Annotated in this window: 23 protein-coding genes; 2 read left to right on the top strand and 21 right to left on the bottom strand. The window is 66.9% G+C overall.

Going from position 1 to position 23,698, the window contains the following annotated elements; translation table 11 throughout:
- Positions 1–60: 60 nt before the first annotated feature.
- From AC3ENJ_RS00835 to ftsY, 20 genes are all read right to left on the bottom strand, one after another.
- Entirely contained in the window at positions 61–852 is a 792-nt protein-coding gene (locus AC3ENJ_RS00835; protein ID WP_431812744.1) for a hypothetical protein, read from the bottom strand.
- Between the two features lie 315 nt (positions 853–1,167).
- Complete coding sequence (locus AC3ENJ_RS00830) at positions 1,168–1,584, bottom strand: YraN family protein (protein WP_431812743.1); 417 nt, start codon at positions 1,582–1,584, stop codon at positions 1,168–1,170.
- Positions 1,585–1,668: 84 nt separating this feature from the next.
- Positions 1,669–2,355: a ribonuclease HII gene (gene rnhB / locus AC3ENJ_RS00825; RefSeq protein WP_431812742.1), complete on the bottom strand. Its 687-nt coding sequence runs from the start codon at positions 2,353–2,355 to the stop codon at positions 1,669–1,671.
- 2 nt (positions 2,356–2,357) lie between these two features.
- Positions 2,358–3,152, bottom strand: coding sequence for a signal peptidase I (gene lepB, locus AC3ENJ_RS00820; protein ID WP_431812741.1), 795 nt, complete (start codon positions 3,150–3,152; stop codon positions 2,358–2,360).
- 49 nt (positions 3,153–3,201) lie between these two features.
- On the bottom strand, positions 3,202–3,885 hold the full coding sequence (lepB, locus tag AC3ENJ_RS00815; RefSeq protein ID WP_190780202.1) for a signal peptidase I: 684 nt from the start codon (positions 3,883–3,885) through the stop codon (positions 3,202–3,204).
- An 11-nt stretch (positions 3,886–3,896) separates the two neighbouring features.
- Positions 3,897–4,259, bottom strand: coding sequence for a 50S ribosomal protein L19 (gene rplS / locus AC3ENJ_RS00810; protein ID WP_190780201.1), 363 nt, complete (start codon positions 4,257–4,259; stop codon positions 3,897–3,899).
- Between the two features lie 199 nt (positions 4,260–4,458).
- The gene (gene trmD / locus AC3ENJ_RS00805; RefSeq protein ID WP_431812740.1) at positions 4,459–5,271 is read right to left on the bottom strand and encodes a tRNA (guanosine(37)-N1)-methyltransferase TrmD; all 813 of its coding nucleotides are present in this window, start codon (positions 5,269–5,271) and stop codon (positions 4,459–4,461) included.
- Between the two features lie 4 nt (positions 5,272–5,275).
- Positions 5,276–5,827 (bottom strand): ribosome maturation factor RimM, encoded by a 552-nt coding sequence (gene rimM / locus AC3ENJ_RS00800; RefSeq protein ID WP_431812739.1) that lies wholly within the window; start codon positions 5,825–5,827, stop codon positions 5,276–5,278.
- Between the two features lie 107 nt (positions 5,828–5,934).
- Positions 5,935–6,180 (bottom strand): RNA-binding protein, encoded by a 246-nt coding sequence (locus tag AC3ENJ_RS00795; protein ID WP_190780565.1) that lies wholly within the window; start codon positions 6,178–6,180, stop codon positions 5,935–5,937.
- A 2-nt stretch (positions 6,181–6,182) separates the two neighbouring features.
- On the bottom strand, positions 6,183–6,641 hold the full coding sequence (rpsP, locus tag AC3ENJ_RS00790; RefSeq protein ID WP_190780198.1) for a 30S ribosomal protein S16: 459 nt from the start codon (positions 6,639–6,641) through the stop codon (positions 6,183–6,185).
- A gap of 178 nt (positions 6,642–6,819) precedes the next feature.
- Entirely contained in the window at positions 6,820–8,046 is a 1,227-nt protein-coding gene (locus AC3ENJ_RS00785; protein WP_190780197.1) for an ABC transporter permease, read from the bottom strand.
- The gene (locus tag AC3ENJ_RS00780; RefSeq protein WP_190780196.1) at positions 8,043–8,987 is read right to left on the bottom strand and encodes an ABC transporter ATP-binding protein; all 945 of its coding nucleotides are present in this window, start codon (positions 8,985–8,987) and stop codon (positions 8,043–8,045) included. Before AC3ENJ_RS00780 ends, AC3ENJ_RS00785 begins: the two co-directional genes overlap by 4 nt.
- 208 nt (positions 8,988–9,195) lie before the next feature.
- On the bottom strand, positions 9,196–9,912 hold the full coding sequence (locus AC3ENJ_RS00775; protein WP_190807140.1) for a response regulator: 717 nt from the start codon (positions 9,910–9,912) through the stop codon (positions 9,196–9,198).
- Positions 9,909–11,294 carry a sensor histidine kinase gene (locus tag AC3ENJ_RS00770; protein WP_431812738.1) on the bottom strand — a complete coding sequence of 462 codons (1,386 nt, stop codon included), beginning with the start codon at positions 11,292–11,294 and terminating at the stop codon, positions 9,909–9,911. Before AC3ENJ_RS00770 ends, AC3ENJ_RS00775 begins: the two co-directional genes overlap by 4 nt.
- Entirely contained in the window at positions 11,294–12,175 is an 882-nt protein-coding gene (locus tag AC3ENJ_RS00765; RefSeq protein WP_431812737.1) for a hypothetical protein, read from the bottom strand. The genes AC3ENJ_RS00770 and AC3ENJ_RS00765 overlap by 1 nt, the downstream gene beginning before the upstream one ends.
- Positions 12,172–12,666 (bottom strand): NUDIX domain-containing protein, encoded by a 495-nt coding sequence (locus AC3ENJ_RS00760; protein ID WP_431812736.1) that lies wholly within the window; start codon positions 12,664–12,666, stop codon positions 12,172–12,174. Before AC3ENJ_RS00760 ends, AC3ENJ_RS00765 begins: the two co-directional genes overlap by 4 nt.
- Positions 12,667–12,673: 7 nt before the next feature.
- A complete protein-coding gene (ffh, locus tag AC3ENJ_RS00755; protein ID WP_431812735.1) occupies positions 12,674–14,245 on the bottom strand; it encodes a signal recognition particle protein in 1,572 nt (523 codons plus the stop codon).
- 157 nt (positions 14,246–14,402) lie between these two features.
- Positions 14,403–14,741, bottom strand: a complete 339-nt coding sequence (locus tag AC3ENJ_RS00750; protein WP_190780190.1) for a P-II family nitrogen regulator — start codon at positions 14,739–14,741, stop codon at positions 14,403–14,405.
- Positions 14,738–16,054, bottom strand: coding sequence for an ammonium transporter (locus tag AC3ENJ_RS00745; protein ID WP_190780189.1), 1,317 nt, complete (start codon positions 16,052–16,054; stop codon positions 14,738–14,740). The genes AC3ENJ_RS00750 and AC3ENJ_RS00745 overlap by 4 nt, the downstream gene beginning before the upstream one ends.
- A gap of 214 nt (positions 16,055–16,268) precedes the next feature.
- A complete protein-coding gene (ftsY, locus tag AC3ENJ_RS00740; protein WP_431812734.1) occupies positions 16,269–17,393 on the bottom strand; it encodes a signal recognition particle-docking protein FtsY in 1,125 nt (374 codons plus the stop codon).
- A gap of 28 nt (positions 17,394–17,421) precedes the next feature.
- On the opposite strand from ftsY, the gene AC3ENJ_RS00735 reads away from it, so the two are divergent.
- Positions 17,422–18,723 carry an MFS transporter gene (locus tag AC3ENJ_RS00735; RefSeq protein WP_431812733.1) on the top strand — a complete coding sequence of 434 codons (1,302 nt, stop codon included), beginning with the start codon at positions 17,422–17,424 and terminating at the stop codon, positions 18,721–18,723.
- Positions 18,724–18,729: 6 nt separating this feature from the next.
- Here AC3ENJ_RS00735 and smc read toward each other — a convergent pair whose 3' ends face one another.
- Positions 18,730–22,383 carry a chromosome segregation protein SMC gene (gene smc, locus AC3ENJ_RS00730; protein ID WP_431812732.1) on the bottom strand — a complete coding sequence of 1,218 codons (3,654 nt, stop codon included), beginning with the start codon at positions 22,381–22,383 and terminating at the stop codon, positions 18,730–18,732.
- A gap of 279 nt (positions 22,384–22,662) precedes the next feature.
- Between smc and AC3ENJ_RS00725 the strand changes: the two genes are divergently transcribed.
- Positions 22,663–23,688 carry a 3-oxoacyl-ACP synthase III gene (locus AC3ENJ_RS00725; RefSeq protein ID WP_431812731.1) on the top strand — a complete coding sequence of 342 codons (1,026 nt, stop codon included), beginning with the start codon at positions 22,663–22,665 and terminating at the stop codon, positions 23,686–23,688.
- Positions 23,689–23,698 lie beyond the last annotated feature (10 nt).

The following is a 23,698-nucleotide window of genomic DNA, read 5'->3' as shown; positions in this document are numbered from 1 at the left end:
GCACAGAGACGATGGCCGGCTGTGCAGTTCCGGAGAACGCTCCGCACGGTGCCGGGCCGTCTACTGCTGCGTCGTGGGCTGGCCGCCGGCGGCCTGGACCGGCACCGACGGTTGCGCCGGAGTTTCCGGGGCTACCGCCTCGGGCGGCTGCGTGGGTAGATCCTCGGCACCCGGTGGCTCCGGGTCCTCCGGCGGGACGGGCGCACCGGTGGGTTCCGGGGGGTCCTGGGGTGTCGGCTCGGCGGTGGGTTCCGCCCCATCGTCCGGGGGCGGTTCCTCATCATCGGGCCCGTCCGCGGGCGGCGTTTGTCCTTCCGGTGCCTCCGAGGGTTCCGGTACGTCGGGGTCCGCCGGAGATGCCGGGCGCGGAGCCGCGGGGTCGTTGTCTCTGTCGGGGCTGGGCCGAACAGCGCGTTCCTCGGAATTGCCAATGGAGGGGATCAGCTCCATGCTGGCGAACGTGGCCGGAATGCGGCTCAGATCACCCACCAGAATCTCCTCCCCTTGCCCTCCGGCGGGAACGTCTCCCTCGTACTTGCTCACCGTTTCCGCCACCCGGCGGTTGATGTCCCCGGCCTCGTCCTGGGTCACGCGCGCACCACCGGCGGTCGCCCATTCACCGGGCTCCACCTCACGTGAGGCCCAGCCGGGTACCACCTTGGGCAGGGCATCGAGACGATACTCAGCGCCGTCCTCGGCGGTCAGGACCAATCGGCTCACCGAGACCGGGCGATCCCCCTTGCGGTTGTCGATGCCGATGTTCGCGTACAGGGCACGGTCGATGCCTGCCTCTTCACGGAGCGTGTCCACGTCCTGATCGGGCGGGGGTGATGCCGGCAGCGTGATGCGCACGGACGCTCCGGAAGGCAGCGTCGCATTGAAACTCCCACCGTGCAGACCGGGGGAAGATTCCTCCGGGGAGACCGACGTCGTCCGGTCAGGCTCTTGTTCCTCGTCTCCACCGCAGCCGGCCAGCGCCACGGCACAAAGGCCCAAGGCCACAAGAGCACCCACTGGCCGCCCACGTGAGAGAGAGAATGTCACCACGCGGCCCTCGCTGACGGTCTAGTGTTCGGGGGCCTTTCCCGACCCTTGACCCACCGTGGCACGTTGGTCGGGCAAAGTCACTCAGCACGCGGAATGTCGACCCAATTGTGACCTTCGAGTTCAGTGCCAGCTCAACGATCCCATGTGTTCCACGCGCGGGGCCTCGCCCGCCGGCCAGTGCACCGAGACCACGTCCACACTGGGGATTTCCGCCCGGCCGTGTTCCCGGGCCCACGCACGCGCCAGCACATGGAGTCGTTTCAGTTTTTCGGGCCCCACGGCCTCGGCCGGGTGGCCGAATCCGGTGCCGGTGCGGGTCTTGATCTCGAAAATTGCCGCGGCTCCCCCGCGCTCGGCCACGATGTCCAATTCGCCGCGTCCCACGCTGCGGCCGGCGGACGGCCGCCAATTCCGGTCCAGTACCCGCCAACCGGCTCGGGTGAGGAGGTCGGCGATCAGGTCTTCTCCGGATCGTCCCGTTCTGATGTGTGCCGCGGGAGGATCGGGTGTGGGTGCGGAAACAGGGGTCGCAGTCATGGACCCATCGTGGCGTGCCGCGGTGCCGAGGACCAGGGTGCGAGCGGGCCTGTGGAGTGCGGGCGAGGTAAGAGGTCGCCGCGTTCAGATCCCCAGGTTCCAGCTCACCCGGTGCAGGGGGGTCACACCGTGCGTCCGGAGTGCGGTCCGGTGCGCGGCGCTACCGTAGCCCTTGTTCGAGTCCCAGCCGTAGGCGGGGTACTGCCCCGCGTAGTCGATCATCAGGGCATCCCGCTCCACTTTCGCGGCAATCGAGGCGGCCGCCACGGAAACGCAGTGGGCGTCCGCTTTGACCAGGGTCCGCAGCACGGGCGGGACTTCCCACGGGTCAGGGTCCTGCCCCAGGACGGGTTCCGAACGGAGCCAGTTGTAGGAACCGTCCAGGATCAATCCGTCCACGGAAACGCCCGACGACGCCGCTCGGGCCAGCGCCCTGAGCCCGGCCAGGCGCAGGGCCGCGCTAATTCCGAGCCGGTCGACCTCGTCCGGTTGGGCATGGCCCACGGTGCAGGCAGCAGCCCACGAGCCAATGGTCGGTGCCAGCGCCTCGCGCTTCTTGGCGGTGAGGGCCTTGGAGTCGCGGACACCGTGCCAAGCGGAGGAATCGGCACTGTCGAGGGTGGCGGCGTCGAGAACCACCAGGCCGACGCTCGCGGGCCCGGCCAGGGCGCCGCGGCCCACTTCGTCCATGCCGCCCACGTAGCGCAGCCCCTGGGAGGCGAGTTCGCGTTCGAGATCGAGACCGGGATCGGCGGCCAACCGCGGGGCCACGATCAGTTGTCCGAGGAGCCCGCGGCCGGCACGTCGGCAAAGATCTGGTCCGGGTGGTGCAGTATGTGGAAGCGGTCCAACGGCCACGCGATCACGAATGCGGTGCCGATGATGTCTTCCTTCCGGATGAACGCGTTGTCCTGGGCTAGGTGCACGCGCGAATCGGCGGAGGCGTTGCGGTGGTCACCGAGCACGAAGTAGTGGTCGTCCGGCACGATCACGTCGAAGGGGATCTCGGACGGCGCGGCCCCGGGGTACACGTAGGTCTCGTCCAGGGCGGTTCCGTTGACGGTGACGCGGCCGTCCGCGTCGCAGCAGACCACGTGGTCCCCGCCCTGCCCGATCACGCGCTTCACGAGGGCCTGGTCACCCGTGTCGGGGAGGATACCCACGAAGGACAATGCGCTGCGGACGGCGCCGCCGACCCCGTCACTCCCCTGCGGCTGGGCCGGCAGCCAGTTCTTGGTGTCGTGGAAGACCACGATGTCCCCGCGGTCGATGTTGCCCAGATTGGCGTTCATGACGTTGACGAAGATCCGGTCGTTCAACTCCAGGGTGTTCTCCATGGAACCGGAGGGTATGTAGAAACCACGGATGAACAGGGTTTTGACGATGAAGGCGATCAGGATGGCCAGCACCACCACGATCAGGATCTCCTTGACGGACCGCCACGCCGAAGTCGACTTCTTGGCGTTGCGCGAGGCCGAGGAACGGGACGAGCGCGCGGACCGGCGCGGACGCACCGGCTTGTGCTCCGGTTGCTCCCCCGCGGAATCTGATGATCGTTCTTCAGTCACTACGCCGTGTTCCTTCCTGACAAGGTGGGTGTCTCACCCATGGGGCAGACTACAAGTCCCGGGCTCGGTCGAGGGGCCACAACACCCGTTCTGCCGTTCCGATGATGCGCTCCGTGCGGATCAGACCACCGCCGGGGGCCCCCAGAAGGGACCGTGAATCCACGGACTCGTTGCGATGATCGCCCATGAGCCACACGCGATCGGCGGGGACATCGACCGAGAACGGGATATCCGATGGGTTCTCGTCAGGGTAGAGATAGTCCTCGTCCAGAGCCTGTCCGTTGACCGTGATCTTGCCCTGAGCGTCACAGCATGCAATGGAGTCCCCGGGCACCGCCATCACACGTTTGACGTACGCGGTGGACGAGCCCGTGACTCCGAGCCAACGCCCCACGCTGTTGAGGGCCTGGGTGTACCAGGGATCGGTGGAGTGCAGCGGGTCCAAGGATCCCCGACCGTCGAAGACCACGAGCTGACCGCGGTGCAGTTGCTCCGTGCCGCTGAGTTTATTGACGAGCACCCGGTCCCCGCCCTGCAGGGTGGGTTCCATGGAATTGGAACCCACCCAGTAGACGTCCACCACGAAAGCGCGCACCACGGCCGCAATGAGCAGCGCCGCCACTACCGCAAGGGTGATGACTCGCAACCACCAGCGCCGCTGGGACAGTGGTCCGGGTACAGCGGAGGACCCGGTAGAAGCCGGGTCCTCCGTGCATTCCGAGTGCACTTGCACGTGGAAAATGCTTACTTGTTCGAAGCGCTCGAGTCCCGCTTTTCGCGGATACGAGCGGCCTTGCCGTGGCGATCGCGCATGTAGTAGAGCTTGGCGCGACGCACGTCACCGCGGCTCACGAGCTCGATCTTGTCGATAATCGGGGAGTGCACCGGGAAGGTACGCTCCACGCCCACACCGAAGCTGACCTTGCGAACGGTGAAGGTTTCGCGCACGCCGGAGCCCTGACGGCCCATGACGTAACCTTTGAAGACCTGAACACGGGAACGGTTGCCTTCAATGATGTTCACGTGGACATTCAGGGTGTCGCCGGGGCGGAAGTCCGGAATGTCGTTACGCAGGGACTTGGCATCAAGCTGATCGATAAGGTTCATGCTTATTCTCCTCGCGACTGCCGCAGGTCGATCGCGTGTGGTCCGCGCGGCTCAGCCATCAAGGTGTGAACCGACGCGCAGAAGTGTGTCGAAATCGGGCCGGTGTGGTGATTTCGAATGCGTGGTTGTTGGTCGCTCTCCCCCCTGCGGCAGGGGCGTGCCCAACTCACGCACAACGATCCATTATGCCATACGCCGGCTAGTGCCCGCCGCCATCCTCCGGGTCGGGGGCGCAGACCTGCAGCGAACCGTTGATCACCCGAAAACCATGCTCGCTCAGAATGCTCAGATCGGCCGTGTTCAGCTCCGCCGGGTCGAGCTGCTCGATCATGTCCGGTCTGCGCTGAGCCGTCCGGTGCAGTTGTTGATCCCGCCGCCAGCGCGCAATGTGGCCGTGATGACCGGACAGCAGCATGTCCGGAATGGCGCGCTCGCGCCACACCGCCGGCTTGGTGTACACGGGGTACTCGAGCAGGCCGCCGGTGTGGGATTCCTCGGCAAGTGATTCGGGGTTGCCGATCACGCCGGGGATCAGCCGGGTCACGGCCTCGATCATGGCGAGCACGGCCACTTCTCCCCCGTTGAGCACGTAGTCGCCCAGGCTCATGGGGCGCACCACCGCGTGGTCGGAGGCCCATTCGATGAAGCGTTCGTCAATGCCCTCGTAGCGTCCGCACGCGAACACCAGGTGCTCCTGCTCGGCCAGTTCGTAGGCAATCTCCTGGGTGAAGACCTCCCCGGCCGGCGAGGGCACCACCAGCGCGGGTTGACCGGACGACGGTGATGCTGCCGTGACGGATTCGAGGGCCTGCGCCCACGGTTCGGGTTTCATCACCATGCCGGCCCCGCCGCCGTACGGGGTGTCGTCCACCGTGCGGTGGCGGTCCGTGGCGTAACTGCGGGGATCGGTCACGGACAGTTCCAGCACGCCCTCCGTCATGGCCTTGCCGATCAACGACAATTCCAACGGGGCCAGGTATTCGGGGAAGATGCTCAGCACATCGATGCGCACGGTTCTAGTCCTCCGCACCCAGGTCCAGCAGTCCGGCGGGCGGGATCAACAGCACGCGCCCGGTCTCCAGATCCACCTCCGGCACGATTTCTTCCACGAACGGGATGAGAATACGACGCCGTTCACCCCCGACCTCCAGTTCGAGCAGGTCTTGAGCCGCTCCGGGGATCAGCGCGGTCACCTTACCGACCTCGCGGTCGTCCCGGGTGGTGTCCACGGCCGTGAGGCCGAGCAGGTCGTCCTGGTGCCACTCGTCGTCCTCGAGCTCGATCTCGTGGGCCGGTGCATACAGTTGCGCGCCGCGCATGTCCTCGGCGCGGTTGCGGTCGGTGATCTCCGCGAAGCGGACGATCAGCACCTTCTTGTTCCAGCGGAAACCGGCAGCCGTGAGGGTCTCGGGAAGTCCCGCGGCGGCGTCGTCTCGCCCCTGAGGCCACTGGACGTCAAGGCCCGATCCGGGCGCGAACCGCGACTCGGGATCGTCGGTGAACAATTGCACCGTGACCTCCCCGCGCACGCCGTGCGGCTTACCGATACGTGCGATACGAACGCTCATGAGATCTCCTTTGCGGGAACTGGCCCGGTGTGACGTTGCTACCAATGATGACGGCCCCCGTCTCCCGAGTGTGCGGGAGACGGGGGCCGGTCATGTACGCGCGGTCGTTAGCGACGACGACGGTCGGTGTCGACCACGTCAACGCGCACATTTTCGCCGGGTGCCAGGGCTGTTACGACGGTGCGCAAAGCCTTGGCGGTGCGTCCGGAACGCCCGATCACGCGACCGAGGTCGTCGGGGTGAACCCGAACCTCGAGGATCTGCCCGCGACGTCCTTCGCGTGAGCGAACGGTGATGTCCTCGGGGCTGTCCACAATGCCGCGAACCAGGTGCTCCAAAGCCTCGGCGAGCATGCTCACTCTGCCTTCTCGGCGTTGTCCTCCGTGGATTCCGCACCCTCGGTGGAAGCTTCTTCCGCGGGCGTTTCCGCCTGCTCGGAAGCCTCGGCCTTGTCAGCCTTGGGGGTGATGGCCTCGGGGATGATCACGGAACCCTTGTCCGGTGCCACGAACTGACCCTTGGGCTCGGGAGCCTGGTAGGTACCCTCGGCCCCGGGCTCACCCTTGAACTTCTGCCAGTCACCGGTGATCTTCAACAGTGCCGCCACGGCGTCAGAGGGCTGTGCGCCCACGCCGAGCCAGTACTGGATCCGGTCGGAAACCAGGTTGATGTAAGAGGGGTGCTCGGTCGGCTGGTAGACGCCGACCTCCTCGATGACACGGCCATCGCGCTTCTTGCGGGAGTCGACGATGACAACGCGGTAACGGGGATCGCGCATTTTACCCATGCGCTTGAGACGAATCTTAACTGCCACTTGAGTGGTTACTCCTGTTTCGAATGTGGTCGGAAATGCACACACTCGCACCCGTGGGGCGGGCCTTGGTGGGATTTCCTGTGGACGCGAGACACGCACGGTGAGAGGGTCCGCACGGCTCGAGTACCCGTCCATTGTGCCACACGTGTCAAACCCGGGCGCGCAGGCAGCGCGTGGGCTACCTCTCCAGTTTGAGTGCCTTGCGCCACGTGAGCGCCTGACCGCCCTGGAACACGGCGCGCTGGTAAATGCGTTCACCCACGCGGAACATGAGGAGCCCGAAGGCCGCGCACAATCCGAGCGCGAGCCATGGTTCCCACCAGTGCACGGTGTCGGTGAGCATGCGCACGGGCATCGCCACCGAGGAAACCAGGGGGACGTAGGAGGCGACGCTCAGCCACGTTCCCTTGGCGAACAACCCCACGAGCAGCGCGGCGATCAGCACGGACAGGATGGGCCCGGTGTTGGACTGCAGGTCCTCCGTGCGTGAGGCCAAGGAACCCAGCACGGCCCAAATACTTGCCTGGGCCGCGAAGCCCACCACGAAGAACCCGATGAACCACCCCGAGGCTTCCAGGATCCATCCGACCGATTCCGCCCTGCCCAGCACGTTCACGCCCAATAGCCCCACGGCCCCGTACAGAATGATCTGCGCGTAGGCCAACACGCAGTTACCCGCCACCTTTCCGTACAGGATGTGGCGGACGGGGATGGCCGTGGCCAAGATTTCCACGACTCGGTTCTGCTTTTCCTCGAGCACCGAATTGGCAATGGCCATGCCGAAAATGATGGCCGCCGTGTAGAACAACATGGCGAAGACGAAGCCCAACACGTTGGCCGCTACACCGCGGTCGGGTTCGTCCGCCAGTGTGCGAGTCTCCACCTGTGAGCCCACCGCCAGTTGCTCCGTGGTGGTTCCTGCCTCGGCGGCGTTCTGCTGGGCGGTGACGTCCCTGGCGGCATCCGAGAGCATCCCGCTCAGGGTGCCATCCATAGCGGTGCGTGCCGTGAGTACCCACTCGCCGTCCCCGCGTGTCACGGCGGCGTCAATCTCCTCGCTCTCCAGGAGAGCCCGGGCCTCCTCCGGAGTGACGGATTCCAGTTCGATGGTGGTCCCCGACCCGGCCGCGTCACGGGCCGTTTCCACCACCGCGAGCGACTGGTCATCGGTGGCGGCCACGGTGTAGCTGGTGGTGCGCTCGCCCATGAAGAACGTGAACACGGTGAAGCCGATGATGCCCAGCACCGTGAGCACCGTGGACAGCACAAAGGCCTTGTCTCCCAGTTTGACACCGATTTCACGGTTCATCACCGTCAGCCAGGGGGCGGGCACCGAGGCAGTCTGTTCCTCGTCCGCGGCGGCGTGGGAGGCCGCGGTGGAATGGTTGGTCGTGTCGTGGCTCATGAGATGGCCTCCCGGTAAAGCTCTCCCAGCGAGGGACGGAGTCGTGCGAATTCGATCATGCCTCGGGCCGCAGCTTCCCGCGCCAAGTGATCGCGGGCCTGCGCGTTGGTGGGCTGGACAACGGCAGTGTTGCCGTCGAGATCAATGACCTCCACCCCGGGTTGTCCCCGGGTCCAGCCCGCGTCGGTGGTGCAGACCAATCGATACTGTTCCGGGCGCGCAGCACGTAGTTGATCGACCGGCCCGGCCAGCCGGACCGTGCCCTGGTCCAGAACCACGAGGGCGTCGCACAGCCTGTCGATTAGGTCCAATTGGTGGGAGGAGAACAGCACCGGCACGCCGCGAGCCATATATTCGCGCAACAGTCCCACCATGGCGTCCACGGCGGTGGGGTCCAGGCCGGAGAACGGTTCGTCGAGCACCAGGGCCACCGGGTCGTGCAGCAGTGCCGCAGCCACCTGGACCCGCTGCTGGTTACCCAGGGACAGAGTCTCCAGCCGGTCCTTGGCGCGCTCCCCCAGGCCGAAACGTTCCAGCAGACGATGCGCCTGAGCCAGTGCTCGTGAGCGTTGCATCCCGTGGAGTTGGCCCAGGTAACCCAGCTGATCCGCGATCCGCTGTTTCGGGTACAGTCCGCGTTCTTCGGGCATGTAGCCAAAACGCGAGCGCGCACCGGAGTCGATGGGCTGATCGTTCCATAAAACCGTGCCACCGTGCTGGTTGAGTACACCCATGATCATGCGCATGGTGGTGGTCTTACCCGCGCCGTTCGCGCCCACGAAACCCGTCATCTGCCCGGGCTCCACCCGGAAGGACACCCCGTCCACCACGGTGCGTTCGCCAAAACGTCGCGTCAGGTCCCGCACCTCCAGTGTGTCTCCCGCGCGCGACGGCGAGTAACGGACGGAAGTGTACGCGGCCCCCGATTCTGCCAAGCTCATGCTGCCTCCCTGGATCCGTGCCGTATCGGCGGCCGTGGTGTGCTCGAGACACGGTGCGGCCGGCTGATCCCAGCCTAGGAGGACCGGGGACCCAGCAGATCAGCCCGGCGGTGGAACTTCCCTTCCACCGTGCGGTGTAACTGACCCGGGTAGCGCCCGGGGCCGGGTCGGCCCGTGGGAACGGTTGTGTGGTGGGAGCCGCGACGAGTCAGGAGACCAGGCCCGACCTGTAGGCGAACACGACCGCTTGCACGCGGTCGCGCGCCCCCACCTTGGACAGCACGTTGGAGATGTGCGTCTTGACCGTGGCCTGCCCGACCACCAGGGTTTCGCAGATCTCCCCGTTGGACAGCCCCTCCGCCGCCAGGGTGAGCACCTCGCGTTCGCGCGCCGTCAGGGAGTCGATGATGCGTTGCTGCTCGCCCGTGCGCTCGGCAAGTTCGGTCGACGACGCCGCCGCCCGGCCGTGGCGCCCGGCCGTGGCCCCGCGAGGTGCGCGAGCAGCGTCGTGCCGGGTGAGTTGCTGAACCACGCGCAGTGTGGCTTCCGGGGCCAGGAGTGCATGCCCGTCAACCACGGCGTGCACCGCAGCCACGAGATCTTCGGGTGAGGCGTTCTTGAGCAGGAACCCGCTTGCGCCGGCCCGCAGCGCGTCGAACAAATAGTCGTCGCGGTCGAAGGTGGTCAAGATGATGACCTTGGTGTCCGTGGCTCGGGTGATGAGCCGGGTTGCTTCAATGCCGTCCATCACGGGCATCTGCACGTCCATGAGGACCACGTCCACGGGGGTCTCGAGCACGTGCGCCACGGCGTCCTTGCCGTGGGCTACCTGCCCCACCACGTCAATGTTCTCCGCCACGGTGAGCATGAGCGCGAAACCGGAACGCACCAGTTCGTGATCGTCGGCCAACAGTACTGTGATCACGGGGCGATCTCCTGGGTAGCGCTGATGGTGGACCGGGGAATACGCACGCGAACGCGCCACCCGGGACCTGGTGTGCGCGGGCCGATCTCGGTGACGCCGTTGTAGAGCCGGGCACGCTCGGTGATGCCTTTGAGGCCGAATCCGGAACCTTCCGTCCCGGGTTTGGGTTGGCCCCGGTCGGTGATTTCCACTTCGACCCACGCGTCGGGTTTCTGCTCCCCCGGCCCGGCCGCCGTGGATCCGGTGCGCACCACGGCTGTGGCCTCCCGGGCGGTGGAGTGGCGTGACACGTTGGCCAGGGCCTCCTGGAGGCAGCGGTAGACGGTCAGTTGGACGGAGCCGGGCAGCGTGGTGAGGTCATCGGGGTGTTCCAGGGACGTATTCAAGGTCACGGTCAGGCCGTGGCGGGTGTGTGATGCCACCAGTTCGTCCAATTCGCTCAGCCGGGGTTCGGGGGTGCGGGACGGGGAGGGCAATACACTGCCGTCCTCGGCGCGCAGCACACCCAGGAGTTCCCGCATCTCGGTGACCGCCTGCCGGCTGGATTCTTCGACCGTGCTCAGGGCCGCCGCTGCGGCCCGGGGATTCTTGTTCATCACGGTGCGTGCCGCTCCGGCCTGGATCCCGATCGCGGACACGTGGTGGGCCACCACATCGTGGAGTTCGCGGGCAATGCGCAGCCGTTCCTCAACGACCGCGCGGATGGCCAGCTGTTCCGACTGGTGGGCGATCCGCCAGGCTTGGTCACGGAGCCTGCGCCGGTCCAGGGCCCGACGCCACGAGGACCGCCCCATGATGACCGCACCGCCGAAATACACGACGTTCATGACCACTGAGTAGCCCATGATCCCCACCGCGGGAGAAAACGGGCCGGACGCGTCCTCGACGTCGTCCAGCAGATCACTGTAAGAATTGGTGATCGTCCAGTCCACCATCAGCCACCCGGCTATGAACACCGCCAACCCCACGACCATCAAGGCCACGACCTGGCGGGACCGGGCCCAGGCCACCATGGAGTACAAGCTGGCGAAGTACGCGATCTGGAAGAACAACTGCAGGCTCATGTGGGGAACCGTGTAATAGGTCCACACGAACACGGCCGTGGCCGCGACCACGCCCGCGACCGGGAAGCGGCGACGGACGGCCAGCGGCACGGCGATCAGCACCGCCGCGAGATATCCCAGCCACCAGGGGCGCTCGGGGGACAGGGACACGTAGCTTTCGATCAGCGCCAACGAGAACACCGACGCCGCCGCGACGCCCAGCGCAAGCCAGACATCCCGAGCGAGTTCGTGGGACGCGGGGCGGGGCCGCTGCCAGTCCGGCTCGTCCGGATCCGACAGCGCCGCAACCCACCCCCGGGCCCATTCGAACCGGGCCACTAGGACTTCTTACGCGCCCGCACCGCCGCCCACAGCGCAGTCTGCCCCGCGGCATCGGTCAGTAACACCGCCGACGCCGTTCCGAGCACGCGCGCACCACGCCCGCCACGCCGAGCCAAAGCGGCCAGCGTGGAACCGGCAATGAGTTCGGCTCCGCCCATGGCCAGCAGGATCTCCGGGTGACGGATGTAGGCGCGTTGGATCCGCGAGGCCACATCGTTGCCTGACGGCTCCGTGGTGACGGCGTCCACGAGGGAGAGCCCCATGGGTTTGGGTTCGTAATGGCGGGCATCTGCCATGTCCTCGAGGGAGCGCTCCGATTCGACCAACTTGGCGGCCACCACGGGCACGCCCAGAAGTTGCAGGACCGATTCGAGCAGCAAACCGGAACTGGGTGTTGCAGCGTAATTCTCCAGGCGGGCGGTGGCCGCGGGGTCCAGGGAACACATGGAGGCGATGGCCTCTACGGCGATCTTGGTCTCACGGTCGGTGTCGGTGGCCACCGGGTGCTGTGAAGCGGTGTCCGCTTCGCCACCGAGGAACTCCGCGATGTCACTGTGCTCGGCGTCCCAGCGCAGCGTGGCCACGCGGCCCACGTCCATTTGGTGGTCGAGTTCGGCCCGCTCGTCCCGGGAGGAGTCGGTGGGTGGGTACACGCTGAGACTGCGCTCGGCGCCGTCCGATGACACAGCAATGCATATCTCGCCGGGGTGAACGGCGGCAACGAACGCGGGATCGGTGTCCTCGTCGGGCAGGATCACGGCCCATCCGTTCCGTGTGACCGCGGAGAAACTGGCGTCCACGACGTTGGCCAGGAACGGCAGTTCGGGTGCGTCCACGTGGACCAGAACCGCCGTCCGGTTGAGCTGTTGGTCGCTCATGAATGCTTTCCTCCGTCTACTACGTGCTCCACCACGGTGCCCTGCTCAAGAGCCTTCAGTGCGTCGCGGATCCGCTGTGACATGCCGGCCGAGAGCACGGTTTCCAGGTCCTGCGGGGCCACCCAACGGTAGGACAGCAGTTCCTCTTCCTGGACGGTGATCTCCGTGTCGGAGGCAATTTCACCGCCGTCGTAGAGGAACGCGACCGAGTCACCCCACATGCCCATGCTGAGCCCGTGCATGATCAGCAGCATGCGGCCTTCGGGCAGGTGCAGACCGACCTCTTCAACCACTTCGCGGAAACACGCGCTACGGGGGTCCTCCCCCGCCTCCACGGTGCCTCCGGGGAGGGTCCATTCCGACTTGTAGTTGGGTTCCACCGTCAGAACGCGCCCGTTCTCATCACGGATGATGGCAGATGCCGCCATGCGCCGCGTGGGCAGGGTGCCGATGAACTCGCGGAGCTCCTGGTCCGACAGGTAAGAACCCATTAGTGACTCACTTTCCGAGGAATTTTTCGAAGCCCTTGGGGAGGTTCAGGGACTCCGGATCCGGCTGTTGCGACTGCGCACCAAAGGCACTGCCCGTGGCCGCGGGTTTCTGGCCGCTGGCGATCGCAGCGTTCTCCTGGGCGCGCTTGGCGGGGTTACCCGAGCGCGAGCCCTTCTTCTTGGCCTTGCCTTTCTTACCGCCGCCACCGGCGCCGCCGCCCATACCGGGGATGCCACCGGGCATGCCGGGAACTCCCTTGCCCTGGGCCAGTCGTTTCATCATTTTCTGCGCCTGGGAGAAACGTTCCATGAGCTGGTTGACCTCGGAGACGGACACGCCGGAACCGCGGGCGATGCGGGCGCGGCGCGAGCCGTTGATGATCTTGGGCGCCACGCGTTCGTGCGCGGTCATGGACCGCACAATGGCTTCCACGCGGTCGATCTCGCGCTCGTCGAAGTTCTCCAGCTGCTCACGCATGCCCGCTGCCCCGGGCATCATGGACAGCATCTTCTTCATGGAACCCATCTTGCGCAGCTGCTGCATTTGCGCGAGGAAGTCCTCGAAGGTGAAGTCCTCCTGATCGGTGAACTTCTTGGCCATGCGCTCGGCCTCGGTCTTGTCCCACTGCTTCTCGGCCTGCTCGATGAGCGTGAGCACGTCCCCCATGTCCAGGATGCGCGAGGCCATCCGGTCCGGGTGGAACTGTTCGAAGTCGTTGACGCCCTCGCCGGTGGAGGCGAACATGATGGGCTTACCCGTGACCGAGCGGACCGACAGCGCGGCACCGCCGCGGGCGTCGCCGTCGAGCTTGGACAGCACCACGCCGGTGAAGTCCACGCCCTCGTCGAAAGCCTTGGCGGTGTTGACCGCGTCCTGGCCGACCATGGCGTCGATGACGAAGAGCACTTCGTGCGGGTTCACAGCGTTGCGGATGTCGCGGGCCTGACGCATGAGGGCCTCGTCGATACCCAGGCGGCCGGCGGTGTCCACGATGACCACGTCGTAGAGCTTGGCGCGGGCGTGGGCCACGCCGTCGCGGGCGACGGCCACGGGATCACCGGTGGGGTCGTCGAATTCGGAGGTGGCGCCGGGTTCGGGGGCGAACACGGGAACCCCGGCGCGCTGACCGACCACTTGCAGCTGGGTCACCGCGTTGGGGCGCTGGAGGTCGGAGGCGACCAGCACGGGTTTGTGTCCCTGGTCCGTGAGCCACTTACCGAGCTTTCCGGCCAGGGTGGTCTTACCGGCACCCTGCAGACCGGCCAGCATGATCACGGTGGGCCCGGATTTGGCCAGGTTGACGCGGCGGGTCTCACCGCCCAGAACAGTTTGCAGTTCTTCGTTGACGATCTTGACCACTTGCTGGCCGGGGTTCAGCGCCTCGGAGACCTCGGAACCCAGAGCGCGTTCCTTGATGCTGGCAGTGAATTCACGAACCACGGGAACGGCGACATCGGCTTCGAGGAGCGCGCGTCGGATTTCCCGCACGGTGGCGTCCACATCCGCCTCGGACAACCTACCCTTGCCGCGCAGGTTCTTGAAGGTCGCTGTAAGCCGGTCGGACAGAGAGTTGAACACGGGGCAGTCGCTGCTTTCGTCGGTCAACGGATGGGGTCAGTGTCCCAGGTTATCAAGCCGAGCCGGGTCACCGGAACGACACGGACGCACCGCGGGGGGCTCCTCACCCGTCCCACGGTGCGTCCGGTGCATGTCGGTTGCCGACGCCGCCGCGCGGCTACAGCGCGGACTCCCCACGTTCGCCGGTGCGCACGCGCACCATCTCGTCCACGGTGGTGACCCAGACTTTCCCGTCCCCGGCGGAACCGGAGTGGGCCGAGGAGACGATCACGTTGACCACGTCCGCGGCGATGTCGTCCGCGACGAGTGTTTCCACCCGTACTTTTTCCAACAGGTCCACGGTGTATTCGGCCCCGCGGTAGACCTCGTTGTGACCGCGTTGCCGGCCGTAGCCGTGCACGGTGAGCACAGTCATTCCTTGGATTCCGAAGGCCTCCAGTGCGTCCTTGACGTCACTGAACTTATCCGGCCGGATAACGGCGGTGATGAGTTTCACAGGGAAGATCCTTCCTTGGCATGGACGGGAGCCTCAGCGGTCCCCGGGAGGGCTCGCGAGGGCGCGGTCCCGGCGAAGTAGCCGGTGGCCTCATCCCTGAGCGAGTACGCGGATTCCGCGTGCTGGGTGACATCGATGCCGTCCACCTCGTCCTGGGCGGAAATGCGCAGGCCCAGGGTGAGTCTGATGAGCAGGCCGATGATCAGCGTGAGAACACCGGTGTAGAGCACCACGGACACGGTGGAGCTCACCTGGGCACCCATGAGCGCCCAACCGCCGCCGTAGAACAGGCCGGCCTGGCCCTCGGAGGGAATGGCCAGGAACCCCAGTGCCACCGTACCCACGATGCCCGAGACCAGGTGCACGCCGATCACGTCCAGTGAGTCATCCAACCCGATTTTGTATTTCATGCCCACCGCGAGCGCGGACAGCACACCGGCCACGGCGGACAGGGCAATGGCGCCCAGCGGTGACACGTTGGCGCATGCGGGGGTGATGGCCACCAGGCCGGCCACCACTCCGGAGGCGGCGCCCAGGGAGGTGGCGTGGCCGTCGCGGATCTTCTCGGTGAGCAACCAGGTCAGCATCGCGGCCGCCGGGGCCACCAGGGTGTTGGTCCAGATCAACGCCGCTTGCTCGGCGGTTGCCGCGGCACCCACGTTGAAGCCGAACCAGCCGAACCACAGGATCGCCGCACCCAGCATGACCAGGGGCAGGTTGTGGGGTCGCTGACCGGAGTCCTTACCGAAGCCCTTCCGGGCGCCGATCAACAGAATGAGCACGAGTGCCGCCACCCCCGCGTTGATGTGCACCACCAGTCCCCCGGCGAAGTCGATGGGCTCCCCGAAGATCTCGGCCAGGGCGCCGCCCTCGGACCACAGGCCACCGCCCCACACCATGAACGACAGCGGGAAGTACACCGCGGTGATCCACAGCAGGGTGAACACCACCCAGCTGCCGAACCGGGTGCGATCGGCAACGGCGCCGGAAATCAGGGCCACGGTGATGATGGCGAAGGTGATGCCGAAGGCGCTGCCCAGCAGGTCCTCGGAACCGACCAGCCCACTCAGGCCGAAGCTGGCGGTGGGATCGGCCACCAGTCCGCCCAGGATCGCGTCACCGGAGGACATGGACGCTCCCCACAGCACCCACACCACCGCCACGATCGCAATGGAGATGAAGCTCATCATCATCATGTTCAGCACGCCCTTGGCCCGGGTCATGCCGCCGTAGAAGAGCGCGAGACCCGGTGTCATGAAGAACACCAGCCCCGCAGCCACCAAAGTCCACACGTGTCCCGCCGTCAATTCCACGCGAGCTCACCTCGTCTCCGTCTCAAAGTTTCGTACAACGGTTATCCGTTGCTATCGAGTAAAGAGCGGGTGTGTTTCGGCTGTGCTTCGGGGTTGGTTTCGATCGTGTTTCTTTTGCCCGCCTCAGGTGACAACCGCGTTACGAGAGCACGTATGAAAAGGCGCCCGCCCCGTCAACGGGGCGGGCGCAAGACCTCTCGCGGCGGCGCGGTCCTCAGTCGAGCAGCGCGTCCACGAACTGCTCGGCGTCGAAGGGGGCGAGGTCATCGGGACCCTCGCCCAGGCCGATGAGCTTGACCGGAACGCCCAGGGCGCGCTGGATGGCCACCACGATGCCGCCCTTGGCGGTGCCGTCGAGCTTGGTCAGCACAATGCCGGTGATGTTCACGGCCTCCGCGAAAACCTTGGCCTGGCTCATGCCGTTCTGACCGGTGGTCGCATCGATCACGAGCAGCACCTCGTCCACCTCGGCGGCTTTGGTGACCACGCGTTTGATCTTGCCCAGCTGGTCCATCAGCCCGGCCTTGTTCTGCAAGCGGCCGGCGGTGTCGATGAGCACCACATCCGACTCCTGGTCGATGCCCGCCTGCACCGCGTCGAAGGCGACCGACGCCGGGTCCGCGCCTTCGTTCTCGGAACGCACCGTGGCAACTCCCACCCGGGCGCCCCAGGTCTCGAGCTGGTCCGCGGCTGCGGCGCGGAACGTGTCCGCCGCGCCCAACAGCACGTCCTTGTCCTCGGCCACGAGCACACGGGCCAGCTTGCCCACCGTGGTCGTCTTGCCCACGCCGTTGACGCCCACCACCAGAACCACCGCGGGTTTGCCGGGTGCGCCCACGGAATTGATCGTGCGATCCATTGCGGGATCCACGAGCTGGAGCAGCTCCTCGCGCAGCATGGCCTTGACGTGCGCGGGGTCCTGGGTGCCCTCCACGCGCACCCGCTTCTGCAGGTTCTCCACCAGTTCCAGGGACGCATCCGTACCGAGGTCCGCCATCAGCAGCGTGTCCTCGATCTCGTCCCACACGTCCTGGTCAATACGTTCGCGGGACAGCAGGGCCAGCAGTCCCTTGCCGAACACGTTGTTCGACTTGGACAGGCGCCCGCGCAGTCGCGCCATGCGGCCCAGCGCCGATTCGGGCCGCTCCACGGTGGTGGCCGGGCGCTCCTCGACGAGCACGTCGCCCTCGGCCGATGGGATGTCGACGATGTCCCGGGTGTGTTGGTATCCGCCCTTGGGAGCCTTGGGTTTACGCAGCAGCATGGTGCCGAAAATCACCATGAGCGCCACCGCCAGGACGGCTATAACGAGTATCCAAATCCATTGAGTCGTGGTCACGTTTCTAATCTCCCATAAACTGCTCGACGTGTCCCACCCAAACGAAGATCCCGCGCCCACCGATCCGAGCTCCACACCCGTCACGGGCCCTCAGCCGGTGGTCCCCGGCGGCAAGGAGAAGGTGCCCTCCCAGATCAAGGTGCTCATCGCGGCGGCCTTCGTGATCGCCATCGGCTACGGAATCGTGGCCCCGGTGCTGCCCCAGTTCGCCTCCAGCTTCGGCGTGGGCGTGGCCGCGGCCTCCGCCGTGGTGAGCGCGTTCGCGCTGTGCCGGTTGCTGTTCGCCCCGGCCAGCGGCGCGGTCGTGAACAAGCTGGGTGAACGCCCCACCTATTTGATCGGTCTGCTGGTCGTGGCGGTATCCTCGGCGGCCACCGCGTTCGCCGAGACCTACTGGCAGTTGCTGCTGTTCCGCGGCCTGGGCGGTGTTGGCTCCACCATGTTCACGGTCTCGGCCATGGGCTTGATCGTGCGTTTGGCGCCGCCTCGGATGCGCGGCCGGATCTCCGGGTTCTACGCCACCGCGTTCCTGTTGGGCGGCATCCTGGGGCCGGTCGTGGGTGGCTTGCTCGCCGGCTTCGGAATGCAGGCACCGTTCATCATTTACGCGGTGGCGCTGCTGATCGCCTCCGCCGTGGTTTACCTCCGGCTCAAGGACGAGACCCTCGCGGCCCGCAAGGCCAAGAACCCGCAGCCGCCCATGACGTTCCACGAGGCCTTCCAGGTGGGCGCCTACCGCTCCGCCCTGGTGTCCAGCTTTGCCACGGGGTGGACGGCCTACGGCGTGCGCGTGGCCCTCATCCCCCTGCTCGCCGTTCAGCTGGTCGGAGAGGGCCCGCGGGTTGCCGGGCTGGCCCTCGCGGTGTTCGCGGCCGGTAACGCCCTGGCCCTCACATTCACCGGTCGGTTGACCGACAAGCTGGGCCGCAAACCGCTCATCCTCACCGGATTGAGCGTCTGCGCCCTGGCCACCATTGGCGTGGGACTGGCCTCATCCGTCCCGTTGTTCGTGATCCTGTCCCTGATCTCGGGCATGGGCTCCGGCACCCTCAACCCCGGCCAGCAGGCCGCGGTGGCAGACGTCATCGGTCCGGAGCGCGCCGGCGGCAGAGTGCTGTCTCGCTACCAAATGAGCGCTGATGCGGGCCAGATCCTGGGTCCGATCCTGGCGGGAGTACTCGCGGACGCCGCCGGCTTCGGGTGGGCGTTCGGCGTCTCCGGCGGCCTCATGCTCCTGGCCGCGCTCGCGTGGCTGCCGGCCAAGGAGACCATGCCCCCGGAGGAGAACCCCAAGAACGAGAACCCGGACGACCAGCACCAACGGGGCTGATCCCGCTCAGCGCAGCTCCGCGAGCTTCTGCCCCACCACCAGGCTCACCCCGTCACCGCGCATGGACACGCCGTACAGGGCGTCGGCGATCTCCATGGTGCGCTTCTGGTGCGTCACGATGATCAGCTGCGAACTTTCCTGCAGCTGCTGGAAAATGCTCAGCAGGCGACCCAGGTTGCGATCGTCCAGGGCCGCCTCGACCTCGTCCATCACGTAGAACGGCGAGGGCCGGGCCTTGAAGATGGCCACGAGCAACGCCAGCGCGGTCAGCGAGCGCTCGCCACCGGACAGCAGCGACAGTCGCTTGATCTTCTTGCCCGCCGGGCGCGCCTCCACGTCCACGCCGGTGGTGAGCATGTCATCCGGGTCGGTCAGGCGCAGCCGCCCCTCCCCCCCGGGGAACAAGGTCGCGAAGACCTGCACGAATTGCTCGGCGGTGTCCCGGTAAGCCTCGGTGAACACGCGTTCCACGTGCTCGTCCACCTGGCGGATGATGTTGCGCAGATCCGAGCGGGAGTTCTTGACGTCCTCCAGCTGCTCCACCAGGAAACCCTGACGTTCCTCCAGCGCCGCGAATTCCTCCAGCGCCAGGGGGTTCACCTTGCCCAGCGCCTTGAGCTGCTTTTCCGCCCTCCGCAACCGGGTCTCCTGCTCGGCGCGCCGGAACGGCGCACCGGGATCCGTCATGGCCGGCATGCGCGAGGGGTTCTGGGTTTCGCCGCGCTCCTCCGCGTCCTGGGCGGCTTCCAACACGGCGTCGGCGTCGGGGACGGGCAGGTGCGGTCCGTAGTGATTCACCAGGTAGTCGGGGGTCATCCCCAGTTCTTCGAGCGAGGACTTCTCGAGCGCCTCGAGCCTCGCCTGCCGCTGCGCCAGGTCCAATTCTTCACGGTGCAATTGCTCGGTCACCGTGTTGAGTTGTTTGCCCAGATCGTCGCGCTCGGCGCGCAGGCGCCCGGCCGCCTCGTCCAGTCCGGCGCGTTCCACGTCCACCGCGTCTCGGACCCGGGCCGCTTCGATCACGGACTCCTCGGCGCGCAACCGCAGGTGCTCGGCGGCCTGAGACACGGCCTGCGCAATGGTGGCCCGCACGCGGCGTCGTTCGGCGCGCCGGGCGGCCTCGGCCTGCGCCACGCGCTCGGCCCGGGCGGCACGTGCCTGAGACGTGGCCCGCGAGTCCGCCGAGCGATGCTGCTCTTCCAACCCGCGCAGGGCCAGTCTCGCCTGGGTTTCGGTTTCGCGCGCTTGCCGTGCCGCGCGATCGGCCCGGTCCTTCGCCGCCGCCGCTTCCAATTGATCCCGCTCGAGGGTCTCCTCGTCGCCGCTGTCCACGGCCTCGGCGCGGGCCACCGCGTCCCGCAAGAGTGCTTCGCGTTCATCGAGCCGTTGCTGTGCGGTGGCAAGGGCCTCACGACGGCGCTGCAGTTCCGCGTCCGCCGAGGCCAGCACCGCCTCGGCCCGACCCAGGGCATTTGCGGCCTCGGAGGCGGCCTTCTGCCGGTCCCGTGCGAGCCCGCCGGCTTCGCGGGCCTTGGCAGTGGCCTCGATGCGCAGGGCCTCGGCGTGCTCGGCCGCCGCGGCCGCCGTCGCCAGTTCGCGCGACCATCGCTCGGCCTCCGAACGGGCCTTGTCGATCTGCGCGTGGATCTCGAGACTGCCGGCGGCTTCTGCCGCGCCGCCCTGCGCCCGGTGGGCGCCGAAGACATCGCCGTTCGCTGTCACGGCACGGATCCCCGTGGCTCCCGACGCCGCGACGCCCTCCATCACGGCCACCGCGGTGTGGGCATCGGGAACCAGGATCGTGGTGGCCAGCAGTCCGCGCACCGCGGTGAGGATCGCCTGTGCCGCTGAATCGGTGGCGGCCTGTGGCGAACCGGACAACGCCGAGACCGCCGGAACCGCTCCCTCGGGGGAGTTCAGGGCGGGTGGCTCGCCCGCGGCGTCGTGCCCGGAAGCCACCAGCACGTTGACGCGCCCCGATTCCTCGGTGCGCAGCGAGGCGAAGATGTCCGCCGCCCGAGTGTGGGAGGCAACCGCGAGCGCCTCGGACCACGGCCCCAGTGCGGCGCCCACGGCGCGTTCCCAGCCCTCGGCCACGCGTATTGCGTCCGATACCGCCCCCAGCACGGAGTCACCGTGACTTGCCGAGACGGCCCGCGAACCATCGGGTTGCGGCATTGACTGCTGCAGGGTGTCCAGGCGAACGGTCACGGAGTGCTGTTCGCGCAGCACCCGCTGGCGTTCGGCCTCGGCCTGGCGGGCGGCGGTTTCGACCTGCTCGGTGGTCTCACGAGCGTGTTCGGCGAGCTCGGCGCTGCGCGCGGCTGCCGTGCGTAGGCTGTCGGCGCGTTCGCTCAGCTGAGCGTGTTCCCCGCGGGCACTCTCGGAACGAGCGATCACGTCGTTGATCTCCACGCGCAGCCGTTCAACATCGGCTTCCGCGGCGGTCAAACCGGATCGAGCGGAGGACACGGCGGCCGCCAATTTCGCCTGGCCCGCTCGACGGTCAGCGGCCTCGCGCACCAGATGAGCGGTGCGCTGTTCGGCTGCCCGCGCCGTTTCTTCGGCCTCGTGGCGGGCTGCTTCGACGGTGGCCAGGTGCTCCCGAGACTCGGTAACCCGCTCTTGGAGTCCGGCCGCTTCCGCCCGGCTGCGTTCGGCGTGTTCCTCGAGCCGGGTGGCGTCCTGACCCGTGTCCTGTTCGGGTTCGGCAGATCCCAGGAGCCTGCGTCGCTCCCCCGCCAACGAGGCGAGCGCGCGAAATTGATCACGCACGGTACTGAGTTCGTACCAGCTGGCGCGGGCGGCATTGAGCACGGGTGCCGTACGAGCCGCGTGCGCCTCGGTCTCCCGCAGCCGCACCGCGAGCTGCTCCGTGAGTTGTTCGAGGCGTTGTTTCTCCGCCCGGGTCGTGGCGCTGGCGGCACTGTCGGTCCGTAACGCGGCACGTGCCTGCTCGAGGTCGTCCGCGAGCAATCGGGATTTGGCATCGCGCACGTCGTACTGGATCCGTTGTGCCTTCCGAGCGGTGCGTGCCTGGCGGCCGAGCGGGGTCAACTGCCGTTGGATCTCCCCCACCAGATCCTCCAGGCGGTCCAGGTTGGCCTGCAGGGAATCGAGCTTACGAAGGGTCTTCTCCTTGCGGCGGCGGTGCTTGAGAATTCCGGAGGCCTCCTCGATGAAACCTCGGCGGTCCTCGGGAGTGGCCTGCAGGATGCGGTCCAGCTGGCCCTGTCCCACGATCACGTGCATTTCGCGGCCCAGGCCCGAGTCCGAGAGCAGTTCCTGGATGTCCAGCAGGCGGCACGAGCGACCGTTGATGGCGTATTCGGAACCGCCGGTTCTGAAGAGCGTGCGGGAAACGGTGACTTCGCTGTATTCAATGGGCAGGGCGCCGTCCGCGTTGTCAATGGTCAGCGACACGTGAGCGCGCCCGAGCGCGGAACGGCCGGAGGTACCGGCGAAGATGACGTCTTCCATTTTGCCGCCGCGCAGGGACTTGGCACCCTGCTCGCCCATCACCCAGGACAGGGCATCGACCACGTTGGACTTCCCGGAACCATTGGGGCCCACCACGGCGGTGACACCGGGTTCGAAATGGAAGGTGGTGGCCGAAGCGAAGGACTTGAAACCGCGCACGGTGAGGGTCTTCAAGTGCACGTATAGGGCTCCTAGCGTGAGATGTTCACCACCGTGCGGCGCCCGTCCGGGGGTTGGCGGGCCCGCACAACCACACCACTGTACCCGCGCGGGGCCGGGGATCCGGAGCCCGGTAATAGTCAGCCTGCAGAGAAACGGCTGAAAGCCGCTGGCTGCAAGGTTCGACCTGGTCGATAGACTGAGCCGGTCCAGTCCGCCTGCTCGCTCGAGCGCCCACGGTGGTGAATCGTTTCCCGATTCATCACGGCGCGGGGAGAGCCCAGTCTCGAAAGCGCCACGTTGATCGGAAACTCAACCATAAAAAACCGCAATGCAGCCGTGCTGTCCATTACCAAGGTGGAAGCAGACGAGGTGGTGCCCTCAACGCGGTTCGATGACGAGCTCGCCGACACCTTCAAGCGCGTGCGCTTACCCCGCGGCCTCCTCGAACGACTGGCCGGGATCGAGGAACGCCGCATGTGGGCCCCGGGGCGCCACTTCTCGGACGGCGCCACCGAAGCGGGGCAGGCCGCACTGGACCAGGCAGGCATCAAGCCGGAGCAAATCGGGTTGTTCATCAACTCCTCGGTCACCCGCGACGACTACGAACCAGCGGTGGCCGTGGGCATCCATCACCGGCTGGGCATGCCCAGCTCGGCATTGAACTTCGATATCACCAATGCGTGCCTGGGTTTCCTCAACGCCGTGACCGTGGCGTCCTCCATGATCGACTCGGGTGCCATCGAGTACGCCCTGATCGTCAACGGCGAGGACCCCCTGCGGTGGCACCGCGCGGCCGTGGAGCGGTTGAAAAAGCCCGGCGTCACCCGGGATCAGGTCGTCCAGGAGTTCGCCACCCTCACCCTGGGTTCCGGTGCGGCCGCCGCCGTGGTGGGCCCGGCGGACCTGCACCCGGACGGGCACCGCATCGTGGGTTCCGTCACTCGGGCGGGCACCCAGTACCACGAGCTGTGCGTGGGGGGCGAGGAAGGCATGATCACCAACGCCACCGGACTGCTCAATCACGGGGTGGGCCTGGTGGTCGACGCCATGCGAGAGGCCGAGAACGACGGGTGGGACTGGCTGCACATGGACAGCTACGTGACCCACCAGGTCTCCAACTCGCACACCAACAAACTCATTGCGGACATGGGACTGGACCCCGACCGCGTGCCGCTGACCTTCCCCTTCTGGGGCAATGTGGCCGCGGCCGCCCTGCCCATGACCCTGGCGCTGCAGGCCGAGACTTTGACGCCCGGTGACCGGGTGCTGTGCCTGGGTGTGGGGTCCGGCCTGAACACGACCCTGATGGAACTGGCCTGGTAACGCCTGGGAG

Source organism: Kocuria sp. cx-455, from assembly GCF_057707085.1.
The sequence above is the reverse complement of the archived record's forward strand: the minus strand, read 5'-3'. Positions and strand labels throughout refer to the sequence as shown.